This is a genomic window from Pantoea sp. X-Soil-TKNS-1280 (genome assembly GCF_059730475.1).
This window is the reverse complement of record NZ_AP035963.1, coordinates 312,766-331,879: the sequence shown is the minus strand read 5'-3', so window position 1 is coordinate 331,879 and position 19,114 is coordinate 312,766. Positions and strand designations below refer to the sequence as shown.

14 protein-coding genes are annotated in these 19,114 nt (G+C 52.0%); 8 read left to right on the top strand and 6 right to left on the bottom strand.

Translation table 11 applies throughout. The features are described from left to right. Positions 1 to 177 precede the first annotated feature (177 nt). From AC6I8X_RS21475 to AC6I8X_RS21460, 4 genes are all read left to right on the top strand, one after another. Positions 178 to 744, top strand: a complete 567-nt coding sequence (locus tag AC6I8X_RS21475) for a sugar dehydrogenase complex small subunit (RefSeq protein WP_313688974.1) — start codon at positions 178 to 180, stop codon at positions 742 to 744. A gap of 30 nt (positions 745 to 774) precedes the next feature. After that, positions 775 to 2,430, top strand: a complete 1,656-nt coding sequence (locus AC6I8X_RS21470; protein WP_313688976.1) for a GMC family oxidoreductase — start codon at positions 775 to 777, stop codon at positions 2,428 to 2,430. Beyond that, entirely contained in the window at positions 2,427 to 3,827 is a 1,401-nt protein-coding gene (locus AC6I8X_RS21465) for a c-type cytochrome (RefSeq protein WP_497841404.1), read from the top strand. Before AC6I8X_RS21470 ends, AC6I8X_RS21465 begins: the two co-directional genes overlap by 4 nt. Before the next feature lie 89 nt (positions 3,828 to 3,916). Next, complete coding sequence (locus AC6I8X_RS21460; protein WP_497841403.1) at positions 3,917 to 4,828, top strand: LysR family transcriptional regulator; 912 nt, start codon at positions 3,917 to 3,919, stop codon at positions 4,826 to 4,828. A gap of 5 nt (positions 4,829 to 4,833) precedes the next feature. On the opposite strand, the gene AC6I8X_RS21455 is transcribed toward AC6I8X_RS21460, so the two are convergent. Then, positions 4,834 to 6,009, bottom strand: a complete 1,176-nt coding sequence (locus tag AC6I8X_RS21455; protein WP_313687092.1) for an MFS transporter — start codon at positions 6,007 to 6,009, stop codon at positions 4,834 to 4,836. 435 nt (positions 6,010 to 6,444) lie between these two features. Between AC6I8X_RS21455 and AC6I8X_RS21450 the strand changes: the two genes are divergently transcribed. Beyond that, complete coding sequence (locus AC6I8X_RS21450) at positions 6,445 to 7,758, top strand: MFS transporter (RefSeq protein WP_313687090.1); 1,314 nt, start codon at positions 6,445 to 6,447, stop codon at positions 7,756 to 7,758. 43 nt (positions 7,759 to 7,801) lie between these two features. Here the strand turns inward: AC6I8X_RS21450 and AC6I8X_RS21445 are convergent, their stop codons facing one another. Next, positions 7,802 to 8,602 (bottom strand): MetQ/NlpA family ABC transporter substrate-binding protein, encoded by an 801-nt coding sequence (locus AC6I8X_RS21445; protein ID WP_208717624.1) that lies wholly within the window; start codon positions 8,600 to 8,602, stop codon positions 7,802 to 7,804. A gap of 336 nt (positions 8,603 to 8,938) precedes the next feature. Here AC6I8X_RS21445 and AC6I8X_RS21440 point away from each other — a divergent pair, with 336 nt between their 5' ends. The 3 genes from AC6I8X_RS21440 to AC6I8X_RS21430 all read left to right on the top strand — a co-directional run bounded on the left by AC6I8X_RS21440 (position 8,939) and on the right by AC6I8X_RS21430 (position 15,840). Further along, positions 8,939 to 11,914: a hypothetical protein gene (locus AC6I8X_RS21440; RefSeq protein WP_497841402.1), complete on the top strand. Its 2,976-nt coding sequence runs from the start codon at positions 8,939 to 8,941 to the stop codon at positions 11,912 to 11,914. A 172-nt stretch (positions 11,915 to 12,086) separates the two neighbouring features. Further along, a complete protein-coding gene (locus AC6I8X_RS21435; protein ID WP_497841401.1) occupies positions 12,087 to 13,202 on the top strand; it encodes a metallophosphoesterase in 1,116 nt (371 codons plus the stop codon). A 277-nt stretch (positions 13,203 to 13,479) separates the two neighbouring features. Next, positions 13,480 to 15,840 carry a glucose/quinate/shikimate family membrane-bound PQQ-dependent dehydrogenase gene (locus AC6I8X_RS21430; protein WP_497841400.1) on the top strand — a complete coding sequence of 787 codons (2,361 nt, stop codon included), beginning with the start codon at positions 13,480 to 13,482 and terminating at the stop codon, positions 15,838 to 15,840. 58 nt (positions 15,841 to 15,898) lie between these two features. On the opposite strand, the gene AC6I8X_RS21425 is transcribed toward AC6I8X_RS21430, so the two are convergent. From AC6I8X_RS21425 to AC6I8X_RS21410, 4 genes are all read right to left on the bottom strand, one after another. Then, a complete protein-coding gene (locus AC6I8X_RS21425; protein ID WP_497841399.1) occupies positions 15,899 to 16,699 on the bottom strand; it encodes a pyrroline-5-carboxylate reductase family protein in 801 nt (266 codons plus the stop codon). Continuing rightward, the gene (locus tag AC6I8X_RS21420; protein WP_497841398.1) at positions 16,696 to 17,880 is read right to left on the bottom strand and encodes a M20 aminoacylase family protein; all 1,185 of its coding nucleotides are present in this window, start codon (positions 17,878 to 17,880) and stop codon (positions 16,696 to 16,698) included. Before AC6I8X_RS21420 ends, AC6I8X_RS21425 begins: the two co-directional genes overlap by 4 nt. A 62-nt stretch (positions 17,881 to 17,942) precedes the next feature. Further along, positions 17,943 to 18,644, bottom strand: a complete 702-nt coding sequence (locus AC6I8X_RS21415; protein WP_299449891.1) for a GntR family transcriptional regulator — start codon at positions 18,642 to 18,644, stop codon at positions 17,943 to 17,945. Positions 18,645 to 18,780: 136 nt separating this feature from the next. Then, positions 18,781 to 19,002: a hypothetical protein gene (locus AC6I8X_RS21410; RefSeq protein WP_497841397.1), complete on the bottom strand. Its 222-nt coding sequence runs from the start codon at positions 19,000 to 19,002 to the stop codon at positions 18,781 to 18,783. Positions 19,003 to 19,114: the final 112 nt, after the last annotated feature.

Below are 19,114 nucleotides of genomic sequence, written 5' to 3'. Positions count from 1 at the left end.
ATTTGTTACTCATTTGTTGCTTGTTAATTAATCGATTTCACAATGGGTTATCATTTAGTGCTATTCCCCCTGCAAATATGCGGTGTTTTATAAAAACCTGATAACAGTTTTGAAACTTAACCGGTAGGATGTTACCCGTAACTTTATTGTTCCTTTCGCATTAACATCAGGTAACCCATGAAACGACAAATTCCGGCTAAAACCGTTTCTGTAACCAAAAATGGAACCGGTTCCACTCGCAGGGAATTTCTCTTTGCGACCCTTGGTTTGACGCTCACTGGCGCGGTCGCCACCCTGCCGGGCAGGGCTTTCGCCGCCAGCGTCCTCAGTGCCAGCGATGCAGTGAAGCAGTTCATCAGCATCTCCCAAGCCATCACCGAACATAAGCATCTGGATACTGTGCTGGCCGCGCGTTTTTTTCAGGCATTCAGTCAACGTGATGCGCAGTTTGGCCCGCGTCTGACCCAGCTGGCGCGGCTGCTGCAACCCGGCATGAGCGCGCAGCAGTTACTGGATCAGGCCGATAAAGCCGGCCTGCACGATTTCCTCTACCAAATCGTTACCGCCTGGTACACCGGTACGGTGGGGAATGACTACCACGGCACCCTGGTCGCTTATAAACAGGCGCTGATGTATCAAACCGTCAGCGATGGCCTGATCGTGCCGACTTATTGTGGTAACGGTCCGATCTGGTGGACCGCACCGATTCCGGATGAGCACAGCAGTCTGATTGACTCGCTATAAATTTCCCTTTCATAAAAAACGACGAAAATCATGAAAAAACCGATTTTTTCTGCGCAGGGTGATGCTGCTGCAGACATTGTTATTGTTGGCTCCGGAGTGGTGGGTGGCTTGATGGCGAATGAGCTGGTCAGCCAGGGCTATTCCGTACTGGTACTGGAAGCAGGTTTACGTATTGATCGTGCACAGGCAGTAGAAAACTGGCGCAACATGCCATTTGCTAACCGTGCTGGCTCTGATTTTCAGGGGTTATATCCGCAATCTAAATTTGCCCCGGCACCGCTTTACTTCCCACCGAATAATTATGTGAATGTTACCGGTCCGGATGCTGGCAGCTTTCAGCAGGGTTACCTGCGCACCGTTGGTGGCACCACCTGGCACTGGGCGGCATCGTGCTGGCGTCATCACCCCAGTGATTTTGTGATGCAGTCAAAATATGGCGTGGGTCGCGACTGGCCAATCAGCTATGACGAGCTGGAACCCTGGTATTGCCGTGCGGAAAGCGAAATTGGCGTGGCAGGGCCGAACAATGTGGCGATGCAATCGCCGTCGGAGCGTAGCCAGCCTTACCCGATGGACATGGTGCCTTTCGCCCACGGTGATAATTATTTTGCCAGCGTGGTTAACCCGCATGGTTACAACCTGGTCCCCATCCCCCAGGGACGCAGCACGCGCCCGTGGCAGGGGCGTCCTACCTGTTGTGGTAACAATAACTGCCAACCCATTTGCCCGATCGGAGCGATGTACAACGGTATCCACCATATCGAACGTGCGGAGCGTGCCGGTGCCGTGGTGCTGGCCGAAGCCGTGGTTTACAAAATTGATACCGACGGCAATAACCGCGTGACAGCCGTGCACTGGAAAGACAGCTCCGGCGCGTCACATAAAGCCACCGGCAAAGCGTTTGCGCTGGCCTGCAACGGTATTGAAACGCCACGTCTGCTGCTGATGGCGGCGAACGGCGGCAACCCGAATGGTATTGCCAATGGTTCGGATATGGTGGGGCGCAACATGATGGACCACTCCGGCTTCCATTGCTCATTCCTGACCGAAGAACCGGTATGGCTGGGTCGTGGCCCGGCACAAAGCAGCTGCATGGTGGGCTATCGTGATGGCGACTTCCGCCGCGATTACTCTGCTAACAAAATGATTCTTAACAATATCTCTCGTGTGGTTGCTGCGACACAGCAGGCGCTGAAGAAAGGGCTGGTCGGAAAAGCGCTGGATGAGGAAATCCGTTACCGCTCGATCCACAGTGTCGATATTTCGATCAGTCTTGAACCGCTGCCAGACCCGGAAAACCGTCTGACCTTAAGCAAAACCCGCAACGACCCGCATGGCCTGCCTTGCCCGGATATCTATTACGATGTCGGTGATTACGTGCGTAAAGGCGCTGAAGTTTCCCACGCCCAGCTGGAACATATCGGTCAGCTGTTTAATGGCAAGGAGTTCGCCATCAGCAAAGGACTGAATGCCAACAACCATATTATGGGTGGCGTGATCATGGGTAAAAGCGGCAAAGACGCGGTGGTGGATGGTAACTGTCGGGCATTTGATCACGAAAACCTGTGGCTGCCGGGTGGCGGGGCGATCCCTTCCGCAAGCGTGGTCAACAGTACCCTGACGATGGCGGCGCTGGGCCTGAAAGCGGCACAGGATATCGCCCAGCGCATGAGGACAATGGCATGAAGACGCTCATTGTCACCGGCTTTGCGGCTTTGGTCACCTTTGGCGCGCAGGCTGATTCCCTTGATACCACCCTGCTGAAGCAGGGTGAACAGGTTGCCATCGCGTCAGACTGCCAGGCGTGCCATACCGCACCGGGCAGTAAAACTGCGTTCAGCGGAGGTTATGGTATTGCTTCACCGATGGGGGTGATTTATGCCACCAACATCACGCCTGCCAAAAGTGGTATCGGGGATTATACCGAAGCCCAGTTCTCGGCTGCGGTCCGGCATGGTGTACGTGCTGATGGCGCACAGTTGTATCCAGCGATGCCTTATACCTCCTACAGCATGATGACCGATGCCGATCTGCACGCCCTGTATTATTACCTGATGCACGGTGTACCCGCTGTCGAGCAACATAATCCGCAGACGGACTTGCCATTCCCGTTCAGCCTGCGTTTTAGCATGCGTTTCTGGAACATGATGTTTGCTAACGACAAAATGTGGCAAAACGATGGCAGCAAAAGTGCGGAGTGGAATCGGGGTAACTACCTGGTTAACGGCCTGGCGCACTGTAATACCTGTCATACGCCGCGTGGTTTCCTGATGCAGGAGCAGCAGGATCGTCCGCTGGCTGGCGGACCGCTCGGTAGCTGGTATGCGCCGAATATCACCTCAGACCCGGTGAGCGGTATCGGTGGCTGGAGTGATGATGAGCTGGTGCAGTACCTGAAAACCGGTCGTGCTGCGGGTAAAAATCAGGCCGCAGGCGGAATGGCAGAAGCGGTTGAGCACAGCCTGCAATATCTGCCGGATAGCGATCTGCACGCCATTGCGGTTTACCTGAAAGGTACCGCCCCGATTCGTGATGAAGGTGAAACGCAACCGGCCTACAGCTGGGGCGCACCGATGGATATCGAAAATAGCGTACGTGGTCGCAACCCCAACAACGCCAATCTCTCCCTGACCAATGGCGAGGCGCTATTTAGCGGCAATTGCGCCAGTTGCCATCAGCCGGATGGCTCGGGTAGCGCCAATCAGGCTTATCCATCGTTGTTCCACAATACCGCCACGGGCATGCGCAATCCGAACAACCTGATTGCCGCGATTCTGTTTGGTGTGCAACGCGATACCGCAGACCATCAGGTGCTGATGCCAGGCTTTAGCTCACCGTCGTATGTTGATAAGTTGAACGATCAGCGGGTGGCGGATATCAGTAACTTTGTGCTGAAAAACTACGGTAATCCGAATGTGACCGTCACCGCGGAAGATGTTGCCTGGGTCCGTAAAGGTGGCCATCCGCCGCTGCTTGCGCGCCTGCAACCGCTGATGATGCCAGCCATCATTGGGGGGATTATTCTGGTGCTGGCGATTATCGGCATCATTTGTCTGCTGCGACGAAAAGCGAAAGCGCAGTAATCATGCGTCAGGCCAGGCTAATACCCTGGCCTTTTTTATGATTACATGTTTTTATCCTGGCACTGGATAAAGAGGAATGACGCACGCTTATGCGGAAAACAGATCATCTCGGCAGCATCACCGCCTTCGTTACCACGGCGCAATTAGGTAGCTTCACGGCAGCGGCTGAACGGCTGGGATTAACCAAATCAGCGGTGGGTAAAAGCGTCAGTCGCCTTGAGGAGCGGCTCGGGTTGCGGCTTTTCCAGCGCTCCACGCGCAGACTCAGCCTGACACCGGATGGTGAACGCTTTCTCTCTAGCTGCCAGAATGCCATCGATATCCTGGAGCAGGCCGAGGCCGAACTGACGTCCCATATTTCGCAACCTGCGGGCAGATTACGCGTCGATCTCCCGGCCGCCTTTGGGCGGCAACGTATTCTGCCCATTCTGCTGCAAATTACGCGTGACTTCCCGGAGCTGGCGCTGACGGTGACATTCAGCGAGCGCTTTGTTGACCTGATTGATGAAGGCATTGATCTGGTGATCCGCATTGGTGAGCTGGCGGACAGCAGCGGGTTGGTAGCGCGCAGGTTGACCACGCAGAAGCTGGTGATTTGTGCTGCGCCGGATTATCTGCAACGTCAGGGGGAACCGACTGCGCCTGCCGAACTCAACCAGCACCAGTGTGTGGTCGGTTTCCGCCGCAATCAGCCTATTTCGTGGCTGCTGAAACAGAGCAACGGGCAGATGCTGCGTTTTACGCCGCCCGCCACGCATGAGTTGGCGGATGGTGATGCGATGCTGGCGGCCACGCTAGCCGGATGTGGTCTGGCGCAGCTACCGTTGTGGCTGGTGGGAAAATATCTGGCCAGTGGCGAGTTACGTGAGGTGCTTTCCGGGCATTCCGGCGGGGAAGTGCCCATCAGTGCGATGTGGCCGAAAAGCCGTCAGCTGCTACCGCGCATCCGTTATGTGGTGGATACGCTGGTGAAAGCGGCAGAAGACGGCTTGCTGGATTAATCAGGTTACGCCAGTTCCTTTACCAGCACGCTGGCGTGGTCGGCACGATGTTTTATCACGATGCTTAACAGCGCCAGAACAGTGAAAATCACGCTACTCAGCACCACAGCATGGGTGCCGAGGTGCGCAATAAACCAGCCGCCTGTCAGGGAACCGATGGTGATGCCCAGATTTGAGAAAGACATATACAGGCTGTTAGCGAATTCCGGCGCTTTGCTGGCTTCGCGCATCAGCCAGGTCTGACTGATCACTAATCCCGAGGAATGGAACGCTCCCCAGAAAACCGTCAGCAGACACATACTGAGCGGTGAGAAACCAAATAACCACACCAGCAGAAAAATCACGCTAAATAACACCGGGTAGAGGTGAGTGGTTTTTACCACATTTTTCTGCAAAAAGTGGCTAAAGACGAAATTGCCGATAAAACCACACGCACCAAATAAAATAAGCATCGCGCTGATGGCATTGTTATGCAGTTGCGTAATGTTTGACAGATAATCGGCGACATAACTGAAGCTGGAAAACATGGCGGCGAATATTGATGTCACGGTGGCGATAGTGAGCCACAATTTACCGTTACGTAACACCGATAATTGGCTGGCGAACGATACTTTCTGTGTGGCGGGCATGGAAGGCATGAGAAACAACACGCCAGCAAAGGCCAGCACGCAGGCGGCAGCGCCGAAATAAAAAGCCGCAGCCAGAGAAATATGATCGGCAATTAATCCACTGAGCGGTACGCCCAGCACCAGACCGATGGCCACACCGGCAAATACACGGGCGGTGGCATGCGCGGCTTGTTCTTTGGGCACCGAACTGGCGGCAACCACCAGCGCTACGGCGAAGAACACCGCATGGGCGAGAGCGGGCAGGATGCGGAACAACAGCATCAGATTAAATATATCGGTAGTAGCGTAAATCAGATTGGAAATAATGAATACGCCCAGAATGCTCAATAATACCTTTTTCTTATCAAAGCCGGATAACAGCAGCGTAATAAACGGACCGGTAATCGCGACAATTACCGCATAGATGCTCACCAGAAAACCGACCTGCGTGGGTGTAACATGAAGTTGTGAAACTAATTTTGGCAGTAAGCCAATAATCGCAATTTCTGTGGTTATCACGCCAAATACGGCGACAGAGAGAGCCAGTAAAAGCAATGTGCTTTTATTTTGCATAGAACACCCTTACGAAAAAATCGCAAATGAAATAAAGGGAAAGCGGAATAGGGAACCTGACCTTTCCGGGACGGATATCATCCTTAACTTTTAGCCGCGGGGAAACAGGCCTCTGGATGTTACTGAGGAGACATAAATTCAACTATCGATGGGGGTTGATGAGTAAATGCAGCATTGTTGTTACAACCTGATGTTACAACTCCTGTGATGAAGCGCTGATTCTGCACCTGAAAGGCAGCCGGAACGCATGCTGTCAGGTTGTTTTATTTTGTTCCCGCCTCTCTTCAGGCGTTTAACCACGCGCTTTCCACCGCCACATCACGCTGTGTGTAACAGCTTTCCTTAACACGATTTGCAGTGATTCAGATCGCAAAAATAATATCCAGACTCTCTTTAATAGAGTGCAGAACTACGAATCTACACGAAGGGGGCATTATGCAGGACCGTATTCCCGGAACACGTTGGTATCGCGTTATTGCGCCGATTTTGATCGTTTGCATCGTCTCCTTCATGGATCGCGTCAATATCAGCTTTGCGCTCCCTGGTGGTATGGATCAGGACCTGGCGATTACCAGCCAGATGGCAGGTATCGTCAGCGGTATTTTCTTTATCGGTTATCTGTTTTTGCAGGTACCGGGTGGGCGGACGGCGGTGAACGGCAGCGGTAAACGTTTTATTGCCTGGTCGCTGGTTGCCTGGACGCTGGTCTCCATCGCTACTGGTTTTGTCACCAACCACTATCAATTGCTGGCGTTACGCTTTGTACTGGGCGTATCGGAAGGGGGGATGTTACCCGTGGTATTAACCATGGTGAGTAACTGGTTCCCTGAGAAAGAGCTGGGTCGTGCCAATGCTTTCGTGATGATGTTTGCTCCGCTAGGCGGCATGTTTACCGCACCGATCTCCGGCTACATCATCAATGTGCTGGACTGGCGCTGGCTGTTTATTATTGAAGGCTTATTATCGGCGGTGATCCTGCTGATCTGGTGGCTGGTGGTCAGTGACCGTCCGGAAGAAGCACGCTGGTTGCCTGAGAAGGAAAAAACCTGGTTGCTCGGTGAGCTGAGACGTGAACGTGCGGCGGTGCGTGCCGTCGCGTCAGTGACCAAAGCCCCTTTAAAAGCGGTGTTTCGTAACCGGGGCCTGATGAAGCTGGTGGCACTGAATTTCTTCTATCAAACCGGGGATTACGGTTACACCCTGTGGTTGCCGAGTATTCTGAAAAACCTGACCGGATCGAATATGGCGGGTATTGGTTTGCTGGCGGCCTTGCCGTTTGTCGCGACCATTCTGGGTATTTACGCGATTTCATGGTTAAGCGACCGCACTGGCAAACGTCGTCTGTGGGTGATGGTGTCGTTGTTCTGCTTTGCGGCGGCGCTGCTGGCTTCGGTGATCCTGCACAGCAACGTGGTGGCGTCCTACATCGCGCTGGTGGTTTGCGGTTTCTTCCTGAAGGCTGCGACCAGCCCGTTCTGGTCAATCCCTGGCCGCATTGCCGCGCCGGAAGTTGCGGGCAGCGCGCGCGGGGTGATCAATGGCCTCGGTAACCTGGGGGGATTCTGCGGGCCGTATCTGGTCGGGATTATGACCATGCTTTATGGACAGAATGTTGCGGTCTGCTGGTTGGCGGGTTCGCTGGTGGTAGCCGGTCTGCTGACCACCACGCTGCCCAAAGCCTGTGACCTGAAACCTTCAGAAGGGTTGGGGGATATGCAGCAGGATAAACTCGCAACGTATAAGCATTAACTGCATAGGCTATGGCGGCGCAATAAATTGCGCCGCCATAAAATTACCAGCCTTTAATAATGTCGCCTTTATAAATTTCGTTCGCTTTATTAAGCACTTCCGGTGACTGGAACGCTTCTTTCAGCTTCTGAATATTAGGGCTGTCTTTATTATCTTCACGCGCCACAATCGCGTTCACATACGGGGACGCTTTTCCTTCCATAAACATGCCATCACGTGAGGCGGAGAGATTCGCCAGCGCCGCGAAGTTATTATTGATGATGGAAACGTAAACCTGCGGATCATCAAGCGTACGAGCCAGCTGCGGTGTGTCCACTTCAACAAATTTAAGGTTTTTCGGGTTAGCGGTGATATCCAGTGTGGTTGGCAGCAGGCCCGCTTCGGGTTTCACGCTAATCAGCCCCTGGGCCTGCAACAACAGCAGGCTGCGTCCGAGAGTGGTGGCTTCGTTAGAGATAGTGATAGTGGCACCATCAGGCAGATCTTTTAACGATTTGATTTTGCGTGAATAGCCCGCGATGGGGAAAACAAAGGTGTTGGTGATCACCGCAAAATGGTAACCACGCTCTTTTGACTGCATTTCCAGATAAGGCAGGCTCTGGAAGGCATTGGCATCGACATCTTTGTTGAACAGAGCTTCGTTAGGCTGCACATAGTCATTGAAGGCCACCACATCGACATCCAGATGATACTTGTCATGGGCAACCTGCTTGACGGTATCCCACAGCGCCTGATCGGGGCCGGTGTTGATCGCAACTTTGACGCTGTTGTTGCTGTCTTTATTACAGGCGCTGAGCAGCGTCACTGAAGCTGCCAGCAACACGGAGACTAATTTCTTATTCATAACGAAGTTCCTTTCTAAACATCTGATGGTCTCTCCCTGCGTGGCAGGTCGGGTACAGGGAACGCACTATAATCTACATCTGGACGTCTGTACATCCAGATGGAAGCTGTTTGCTGGAATTTGCAGCGTTGCGTGCTATTTACCTGGGATACCGGGCTTTTTGTCGTTGATGTTTTTATATATTTTACATGGATTGATATAAGTCAAATAATTAATCTTTCGTTAGGTTTTTCATTGCCAATTTCCGAAAGAAATTGTAGGAAACAATAAAAAACATCATGTGGCGATGGTAAATTTTATTATTGTTTATAGACAATTTCATACACTGGAGAGTAAATGCACCCAACCATCCCTAACGCAAATAATATAAACTATGCTTTCGGAGAGGTAAATGATCGCAAGAATGATACTAAGCCATACAATATAAGCAAAGATGCACAGATTCTGAATTGCCATGATCATGCCTTACTTATGGATGCTGAAGCGAAACTGGCGGAACCTGAATGGGACAGAGATACCCGGCAACTGGTACTCGACATCCTCAGTGAGGATAGTGCTCAGCCAGATTTACATAACTATGACGCTCTGTTGAACGCTAATGAAAATAAAGATGATTTCATCAGGTTAGTAATTTCCAATGCCAAAGGGGAAAATATTACAAACAATAACAATGGTCATCTGTTGACCTGTGTAAGTAAAAAAGAGGTGAGTGAGTTTAAAGAAAAAATCGCCAGTATGATTAAGACGTCACCGGAAAAGACCGAGCTATTATTAAAAAATGGCACCTATGGATTGGCTCAGAAAATTCAGTCCGATAGATGGGACGATCATTGTTGCCAGAAGGTGATGAAATTAGTCGATTTTATGTGGGATGGCTCCCTGACAAAAACAGTATCTGACAACGAACATGTTCCGCATACGGTAAATAATGCTAATTTACATGAACATGTTAATAATCACTTTTCAAAGCAAAAAGATAGGCACAGTTCAGCCACGATAGACAGAACTCAATTTTTGCGATTACTTCTTGCTGCCAAAAATCAACAGGGTGCTTCATCACCCAGTCGTGAAGAAGTACAGCAACTACAAACTTCCATTGAAAAAGAGCTGGCAGAACGTCCATCGACAAGCCAGCAAGCTCTAATCCCGGAACATAATCCATTTGCCAATACGGAAGAAATCACTTTTAGCCGTGTTGAGAATGGACGAAGTTTATCGCAGATGACGCTGGCTCAGAAAGGAACATGGCTCCTTAATGCATCTTATGCCGCAAAGGGTATTTGTGCGCCAGAATTAAACAGGCCTGATAGAAAACACAAGGCACCGCCAGCCAGAATAACGGGTAAGGCAGATCCTGTTCCGCCATCAGAGAAAGATAAATTTGCATGCCCGAATAAAACACCGGACGCCGATAAAACTTTTGACGCGGATAACACCGTTAGCTGGTCTACACAAACCCTTATCACCACGGCGGCTGCGGCGGCCATGGGTGGACCAAAAGCCGCAGTAGCCGCAATTGCGGCCAATATGGCCACGCCAATCGAGGCCACTGTTTTACTTATGAAAAGTTTGTGGACTGATGAACGCACCGTTAAGCTGAAATCCAAACTATTGGATAGCATTAAAGAAAATATCAATGTTGATATTAAAGAGCCTCCGGGAGAGATGATAAAGAGTGCGCTTAAGCATGCTTACGAATGGACGACTTTATCGCACAATGCCGAAGAGCGCCTTGAGAACGACAAAATCATGGTGAATGTTGAACCAAGTTATTTTCCCGTACTTTATGCTAAGGCAAAAATTTTAGGCGAGAAAATCGAAAAAGGGTTTAGTCCGATCGAAGTGGCGAGCGGTATGGCCAGGAAATTTATTGAGGAAAATAGCAGCACCTTTAGGAATATCCTTAATATTGGCTGGGATTTCACCTGGCCTGATGATTACCCGGATCATTTAAAATCCGCCATTAATGATGGTTCTATTTTAAGCATTGTAGAAGATAAGTTTGATGCCGCATTAGATAATCCGACAAACAGAGAGGATATTAAAGAGGCGTTAAGAAGTAATGCCGAGTTAATGGCAAATATATATAACCTTACCCACCCCAGGAGTCCAGTTGGGAAATTAACCCATAAAGACCTTGAAAATGTTACGCAATTGGTTTTTCATGAAAATGTATTATCTAACATGTTTCTTCACAAAGGATATATATTTAGCCTGAATCCAGCATTTGAACCTATAAGTTATAATAGCATATCATCCTCACTTCATTCGCCATTGCCGAAGTCCCTCAGGGAGGAAATTGATGCAGGGCTTTCACAGAGGAGAGTGATTCAGCTGGCCGGTGAAGATAAAGCAATGAACATAAGAAATGAAAGCCCTCCTTTTAATAAGGTATTGGGTTTACTCCCTAGGCAGCAAGGTAAAGTTGAAAATATACTCACACCCACAGCCATTGAGCATGTTAAGAGTGATTTTGATTTTTCGACATGGACTCGGATGGAGTCCAATATTTTCGTTGGCGCAGAAGCGTTAAAGGCTGTGTTAGCGCTATTCCCTTTATGGGGACCTGCAATGAAGATAGGACCGATGGTTAACTTCGGTATCAGTTTATTAAGTTGTGCACCTTCAGCAATTAAAGCTGCAATTGCTGACAATCCAGACAAACAAAAGAAACATATTGCGGATGCGTTGCTGGCACTCGGCATCAGTTTTAGTGCTGGTGTACTGGCACAAGTTAAAACGGACGCGTTAACTAAACTATCAACAAATGCAGCTCAATCAATTGCAAAATATCCACAAAGTAAAATTGATGTACTGGCGCAGTTTGTGAAAGATGCTGCTGCGATTATTCAAAATTCAGCAAAAGGTGGAATAAAAAGCCTGGCCGAAATCTGGAGAACAATGCCACCAGGGGCGAAAATGTTGCTGGCTCGGGTTACCGGGAATAGTGGAAATTTATTATACGCTAAGTTGTCCAAACTTTTTGCAGATGAAAATGAAACCACCACAGCATCAACTGCGTCTACGGCAGCATCCAGCCCACAGACTTCAGAAGCAACGACGCAGGCGCAAGGAGTGAGAATCAGTCCGACAACTCAGACGGCTGATGACGATTATGACCCCTCGAAGGCCTACCATGTGAGCCGAAAAGGTGAAAGCTTATGGTCGATAGCGATGAGTTATAAAAGTAATTACAAAAATTCTGGAGCCGCTTTCTGGATGGCGAATAAAGACAGAATTCCAGGTAAACCTTTTTTGGTCGATGAACTTCCGGCAGGAACATTAGTAGAGATGCCAAAACAGGATGATTGAAGCTAAAAGTTTCTCGATGAGTTAATTAACTACCAATACGGTACAGCCTCAGGCCTGTGCCGTATTTTTCTGCACAGCAACTGGAGATTTCGCCAGTTTTGAAAAGTCGCGGACATGTTTTTCGCCGATAATGGCACGCGAAAACTTTGCCTAATTTCCAGGGAATATCACGATGTTTCACCTGATTTTCAGCATACCTGGCTGGTATGTCATCGCACGCTTTATTGCTCCCCTGGCGTTGCCGCTTGGGGTGAAGATTCTGTTCTCCGCCGTGGTGTTGCTTGCCACGCAATACCTGTTTTTCAGTCGTTTTACCTCCGGCAGCATCATGTCGCCGGAAATGCCGCGTCCGGTGATTATCCTGTTCAACTGGGCGTTCTGTGCGGTGCTGTTTCTCGCCATGCTTCAGGTGGTCATCGATGCGGTGGGGCTGATTGCGCTGCTGGTCGGGCATCCGCTGGTCATTTCCCCCGAGGTACGCTATCTGGCTGGCGGGATCGCCATGTTGCTGGCCGCAGTGGGTGTTCATCAGGCGATACGTGTCCCGCCGGTGAGAGATGTGGTCTTCAACATTAAGAACCTGCCGGCTGAGTTTGAAGGTTATCAGTTGTTGCAGCTGACAGACTTACACATCAGCAAACTGTTCAATGGAAAATGGACAGCGAAGATGGTGGAGAAGGCGATGGCGCTGGAGGTTGACCTGATTGTCGTCACCGGTGATGTGATTGATGGCACGCTGAACAATCGGCGCAATGATGTTGCGCCCTTGCAGGGTCTGAGCGCGCCCGATGGCGTGTTTGCCATTACCGGCAATCACGAATATTTCTTTGAACAGGCGCGCTGGACGGAGCATCTCGCCGCACTGGGGTTGAAACCTTTACTCAACAGCCACACGGTCGTGACCCGCGATGATGCCAGCCTGGTGATTGTTGGCGTGACCGATGCATCGGCCCCTGGCCGGGGTGCTCCGGGGCCGGATTTGGCCCGCGCACTGTCGGGTGCGCCGCTCAATGCACCGGTAGTATTGCTGGACCATCAACCGCGCAACGCGCGCCAGAATGCGGCGCAAGGGGCGGATGTACAGCTATCCGGCCACACCCATGGCGGCCTGATTGCCGGATTTGATCGCCTGTTCGCTAAACCGAATGGCGGCTTTGTTTCCGGTCTTTATGCCGTAGAAGGTATGCAGCTTTACGTGAATAACGGCACTGCGCTGTGGCCGGGCATGGCAGTGCGTTTAGGACGTCCTTCTGAACTGACGCGCATTACGCTGAAAAGAGCACACTGAGTGATGGGGGCGCGCAGCCCCATCACTACTTCGCGCGATAAATCGCGCCACTACGAGTGATATCGTTTCCACTGAAGCCCCATTTCATCAAATCCCTCATATCGATAACTTCAATTCAGAAAGAAGTAATAGCAATCAATTGTCTGATAAATAAATAAATTTCTAGTCTTTAGAAGAAGTTCGCACAGAATTATAATGTAAATGCTTTGTGATAACGTTTACACTAATGATGTAAATTATTTACAGTTGTCACGTTTTTTCCTTCAAGGTTAATAAAATGTCACGGGCATCCCGAATTTTAAATTTGTTAACACTCATCTTTTCAGTGCTTTGTGCTGCATGGCTGCTGATTGGTGGTGTCTGGTTGCTGTCGCTGGGCGGCAGTGCTTATTACCTGATTAGCGGTCTGGCAATGGCGGCGTTTAGCTGGCTGTTGCTGAAGAAAAAGCGCAGCGCGCTCTATCTTTACGCCGCGATTCTGTTGCTTACCGCTATCTGGGCCTGGCATGAAGCCGGGAGCGATTACTGGACGCTGGTTCCGCGTCTGGATATCTGGGTGTTGTTGGGTATCTGGTTAATCCTGCCTTTCAGCTATCGTCAATTCTCCACCACTAACAAAAAGCCGCTGGGAGCGATGCTGGTCGCCTTGCTGGCTAACGTGGCGTTGCTGGCGGGTTCTGCGCTGCACGATCCGCAGGAAATCAACGGCGAACTGCCGCTGACCGATAAAGCACCCGCTACTTCTACGGTTCCGGCGGAAGACTGGACTGCGTATGGCCGTACGCAGGAAGGGGTGCGCTATTCACCGCTGCAACAAATTAACGAGCACAACGTTAAAGATTTGCAGGTTGCCTGGCAGTTTGAAACCGGTGATCACAAAACCGCCAATGACCCGGGTGAAATCACCAACGAAGTGACGCCGCTGAAAGTCGGCAACATGCTGTATCTCTGCACCCCACATCAGATCCTGATTGCTCTGGATGCGGCGAGCGGGAAAGAGAAATGGCGCTTTGATCCTAAACTGAAATCGGATCCGACCTTCCAGCACATTACCTGCCGTGGCGTCTCTTACCATGAAATGCCGACCGCAGCCGAAGGCAGCGCCAGCCAGCCTGCCAGCTGTGCACGTCGTATCTTCCTGCCAGTGGATGATGGTCGTCTGTTCGCGCTCGACGCGCAAACCGGTGAGCGTTGCCAGTCTTTCGCTAACAACGGCGAACTGAATCTGCAACATCAGCAGCCGAATGCCTATCCGGGCGGCTACGAGCCGACATCTCCGCCGATCGTGACCGATAATATGGTGATTGTGGCGGGTTCGGTAACTGACAACCTGTCCACGCGCGAGCCTTCTGGTGTTATCCGTGGTTTTGATATCAACAGCGGCAAGCTGGTTTGGGCCTTCGATCCGGGCGCGAAAGATCCGAATGCGCTGCCGGCGGATGGCGAAACCTTTACCGCCAACTCACCGAACTCCTGGGCTCCGGCAGCTTACGATGCCAAACGTGACATCATCTATCTGCCGATGGGCGTGTCCACACCGGATATCTGGGGTGGCAATCGCACCGCCGATCAGGAACGTTTCGCCAGTGGGTTGTTAGCGCTGCATGCCTCCACCGGTAAACTGGCCTGGTTCTATCAGACCGTACACCACGATCTGTGGGATATGGATCTGCCGTCACAACCGACGCTGGCAGATATCACCGACAAAGACGGCAACACCGTTCCGGTGGTGTATGTCCCGGCTAAAACCGGCAACATTTTTGTTCTGAACCGTGAAACCGGTAAGCCAGTGGTCCCGGCACCGGAAACTCCGGTTCCGCAAGGTCCGGCCAAAGGTGATCACCTCAATCCCACCCAGCCATTCTCTGAGCTGACATTCCGTCCGCAGCAGAAATTGCAGGGCAAGGATATGTGGGGTGCTACCATGTTCGATCAGCTGGTGTGCCGCGTGATGTTCCATCGTCTGCGCTACGAAGGACCGTTTACTCCGCCTTCTGAGCAGGGCACGCTGGTATTCCCCGGTGACTTCGGCATGTTCGAATGGGGCGGTATTGCGGTGGATACCGATCGTCAGATTGCCATTGCCAACCCGATGGCAATGCCGTTTATCTCCAAACTGATTCCGCGTGGTCCGGGTAACCCGATTGAGCCAGGTGCGGATGGTGCTGCCGGTTCCGGCTCTGAATCAGGCGTGCAGCATATGTATGGGGTGCCTTATGGTGTGGAACTGAACCCGTTCCTGTCGCCGTTTGGTCTGCCATGCCTGCAACCTTCATGGGGTTTTGTTTCCGCGATCAACCTGCAAAATCATCAGATTGTCTGGAAAAAACGTATTGGTACGGTGCGTGACAGCGCTCCGGTGCCGTTACCGTTCAAAATGGGTGTGCCGATGTTAGGCGGTCCGGTCACCACTGCCGGTAACGTGTTCTTCGTGGCGGGTACGCTGGATAACTACCTGCGCGCCTATAGCGTCCGTGATGGTCAGTTGCTGTGGCAGGCTCGCCTGCCTGCGGGTGGTCAGGCAACGCCGATGACCTATGCGGTCGATGGCAAACAGTATGTGGTAATCATGGCAGGTGGGCACGGTTCATTCGGCACCAAACTGGGCGATTACGTTATCGCTTATAAGCTGCCGTAAACCTGATTAGCTCTGTCAATCTCGCCCCCGTCGGGTTCTCCGGCGGGGGCGATTTCGTTTAGTTTCCGGATAATTCGGTGGTTCTGCGCAATGCCGCCAGCACGCTTTGCTGTAATCCGGCAGCAAAATCACTTTTGTTCAGTTCAAATATGCCGTTGATACCGACGCCGCCCGGGGAATTGTTGATATCCATCAGCTGGCGCGGGTGGCACTGTTTCAGCTTCAGCATCTCCACTGCGCCGATAAGATTTTCGTACACCGCCTGGGTGGATTGCGTGCGCGTCAATCCCGCCAGTACACCCGCATCCGCTAACGATTCAATAAAGTAATAAACGTAGTTCACCCCGGCCACGGCAAAGGCGGTGAAGGCATCAATCAGACGTTCCTCCAGCAGCATTACCTTGCCAAAACTCTCGAGGAACGGCAGCAATGGGCCGCGCTCAACCTGTTGATTAAACGCCACACCACTGAAGCCCAGTCCGGTATCGGTGAGGGTATTGGGGATGATGCGCGCGATGGGGCGCGTAGCACCCAACAGCGCCGCCAGTTTCGCCAGCGTCACGCCAGCGATGATCGAGATGACGGTGGTGGTCGGTGCGGCATACTGATTAATCTGCGCGGCAACGGCGGCCAGATCATCCTGAGGGCGGATGCCTAGCACAATGTAGTCGGCGTCGGCCAGCGCTGCGGGTTCCGGCAGGGTGCTGGTGAGTTGATAACGCGTCTGGAGCAGTGCAATACGAGCCGGATCGATGTCCGAAAGAGTGACACGGCTGGCAGACAATGTGTGACGTTGTAACGATGCGCGGATGATGGCTTCTGCCATCTGTCCGGCACCAAAGAAGTGGATGTGGCTCATCGGGGCATCTCCTGATCAGAAAAACGCGAAGGTAATGACCGTTCCACCAGTGAAACCCACAAGCCGATACCAGGGGCGATCAGGTCATCATTGAAATCATAATTCGGGCTGTGCAGCGAAGCGGAAGGCGTCGCGCCGTCCGCGCCGAGCCATAAATAGGCTCCGGGGCAGGCCTGCAACAGATAAGCAAAATCCTCGGCCGCCATTGAGGGACGCGGATTGTCATGCACGCAGGTGATAGCAGGCGTCGCGAGGGCGGCCTGGCGTAATATGTCAGCCTGGCTGGCGTGGTTTTGGGTGACCGGGTATCCATAGGCCCACTCGACGCTCCCCGTGACACCCAGGGCCTGCGGGACAGTGCGGGCATAGTCGTCAATCAGCTGCCAGCAACGCTCGCGCGTCGCGGTGCTCAGGCAGCGCAGCGTGCCAGCCAACGTCAGGCGATCCGGGATGACGTTAATCGCTTCCCCGGCGTGAATCTGCGTCACGCTGATAACACATTGCTCCAGCGGCGACAGGCGGCGCGCGGCGATGGTTTGTAACGCCAGCACCAGCTGCGAGGCGGCGATAATCGGGTCAGCGCCCAGTTCCGGCATGGCAGCATGGCAGCCTTTACCCTGTAGCGTGATGGTGAAGTTATCCTGCGATGCCATCATGACCCCGGGACTGATGGCGCATTCACCCAGCGGCAGGCCGGGCCAATTATGCAGTGCAAATACCGACTGCATCGGAAAACGACTGAATAAACCGTCTTCAATCATCAGGCGGCCACCGCCGGCATTCTCTTCGGCGGGCTGGAAAATAAAACAGACGGTACCGCTAAACTGCCGCGTTTGCGCTAAATGACGCGCGGCCCCGAGCAGGATAGCGCTGTGTCCATCATGGCCGCAGGCGTGCATCGTTCCCGCATGGATCGATTGCCAGTCACAGCCAGTGCGTTCCTGCATCGGCAACGCATCAATATCTGCGCGTAGCCCGATAGTGGGACCTGGCCCGTTGTGCAGGACCGCCACCATACCGGTCCCGGCAATACCACGATGGACTTCCAGGCCAAACCCGCTTAATAACTCAGCGATCTTTTCTGATGTTTTGATTTCCTGTAAACCAATTTCCGGGATGCGATGCAATTCCCGCCGCCAGTCAATCGCCTGACGAATCAGCTCCTGAGAAATATCTCCCATAGCGCCCCGCAATATGATAGGTAATAACATGGCGGTGTGAATAACCGCCGCTAATTAATGATTCAAAGACTTAAATATATCCGCGCCAGGCCTTCTTTGGTCACAGCCACAGCATGCTCTGAACTCAGGGAAATATGTTGTTCCATTAAGCGGACGCCTTTATCAATATCACGGGCGCGCAGGGCGGCAATAATTTCCACATGTTCATCGTAAGCGTTATTGCGGCGTACCGGGGCTTCCAGATCGATACGGCGGAAGAAGCGGCTGAGGGAGTTTAAACTCTCCAGCATCTCGTATAGCCGGGTATTGCGGGCGATACGGGCAATCTCCATATGAAACAGCTCATCCACCTGGGCAATGCGCGCCCAGTAGTCGGCATCCTGCAACTCGGGGGGATGAAGGGTGACGTTTTCCCAGATGGCGGTAGTACGCGCAATATCTTCATCGCTGGCGCGCAGGCAGGCAAAGCGAAAGGTGGATTGCTCAATCACCATGCGCACTTCATACAGTTCACGCACACCGTCTGGCGTCAGATCGCGCGAGTAAAAGCCCCGGTTCGGTACAAAGTTCATAAAACCTTCCTGCGCCAGACGGTTCAGCGCCTCGCGCACCGGGGTGCGGGAAACCCCAAGCTCCGCCGCCAGCTCGACTTCATTGACACGTTCGCCAGGACGAAACTGGTAGTCAATTGCCAGCAGCTTAACCTTCTCGTATACCTTTTCCACGCTGTCGGCACTGCGGATTTTCTTTTTTGCGATGACCAATGCTGTCCCCTTAATTCCCTGCTGCATCGTGACTACCGCAGCGCTATTTTTAAATTGTTAGCACAATCCCGGGGCGCAACTCAACAAATAAATGCATACACTTCTGCGTGCATCTTCCCGAACAATCCCGCTTTATTTAAGTCGTCATGCTTATGTTTATTTGCACCATAAAATGACAGCACTGCACCAAAATAGCCTTAAGTGTATTCACTTGTGCATTACGATCAATCCTGCCTGATTGGTTTTTTAATCCCGTGATCGCTTGCCAGGTAAAATTATTTCTGCGGTCACCGGCGTTGTATTTGTTGAGTATTTTCTCACCAGCGGCAGAAACCCGCTGCCTCATCATGCCTGCCATTGCGGCGCATGGCACAGCCCTTGCTTAATACACAAGTGTATGCACTTTTGCATCGACTTTGCTTCACCTCGCCAACATCAGGGCCCCTGACGGGGATAGATACCGGCCTCAG

What these genes read in the sequence shown, in the direction of transcription:
- AC6I8X_RS21475 (WP_313688974.1), top strand. Translation starts at nt 178, where the DNA reads ATGAAACGACAAATTCCGGCTAAAACCGTTTCTGTAACCAAAAATGGA.
- AC6I8X_RS21470 (WP_313688976.1), top strand. Translation starts at nt 775, where the DNA reads ATGAAAAAACCGATTTTTTCTGCGCAGGGTGATGCTGCTGCAGACATT.
- AC6I8X_RS21465 (WP_497841404.1), top strand. Translation starts at nt 2,427, where the DNA reads ATGAAGACGCTCATTGTCACCGGCTTTGCGGCTTTGGTCACCTTTGGC.
- AC6I8X_RS21460 (WP_497841403.1), top strand. Translation starts at nt 3,917, where the DNA reads ATGCGGAAAACAGATCATCTCGGCAGCATCACCGCCTTCGTTACCACG.
- AC6I8X_RS21455 (WP_313687092.1), bottom strand. Translation starts at nt 6,009, where the DNA reads ATGCAAAATAAAAGCACATTGCTTTTACTGGCTCTCTCTGTCGCCGTA.
- AC6I8X_RS21450 (WP_313687090.1), top strand. Translation starts at nt 6,445, where the DNA reads ATGCAGGACCGTATTCCCGGAACACGTTGGTATCGCGTTATTGCGCCG.
- AC6I8X_RS21445 (WP_208717624.1), bottom strand. Translation starts at nt 8,602, where the DNA reads ATGAATAAGAAATTAGTCTCCGTGTTGCTGGCAGCTTCAGTGACGCTG.
- AC6I8X_RS21440 (WP_497841402.1), top strand. Translation starts at nt 8,939, where the DNA reads ATGCACCCAACCATCCCTAACGCAAATAATATAAACTATGCTTTCGGA.
- AC6I8X_RS21435 (WP_497841401.1), top strand. Translation starts at nt 12,087, where the DNA reads ATGTTTCACCTGATTTTCAGCATACCTGGCTGGTATGTCATCGCACGC.
- AC6I8X_RS21430 (WP_497841400.1), top strand. Translation starts at nt 13,480, where the DNA reads ATGTCACGGGCATCCCGAATTTTAAATTTGTTAACACTCATCTTTTCA.
- AC6I8X_RS21425 (WP_497841399.1), bottom strand. Translation starts at nt 16,699, where the DNA reads ATGAGCCACATCCACTTCTTTGGTGCCGGACAGATGGCAGAAGCCATC.
- AC6I8X_RS21420 (WP_497841398.1), bottom strand. Translation starts at nt 17,880, where the DNA reads ATGGGAGATATTTCTCAGGAGCTGATTCGTCAGGCGATTGACTGGCGG.
- AC6I8X_RS21410 (WP_497841397.1), bottom strand. Translation starts at nt 19,002, where the DNA reads ATGGCAGGCATGATGAGGCAGCGGGTTTCTGCCGCTGGTGAGAAAATA.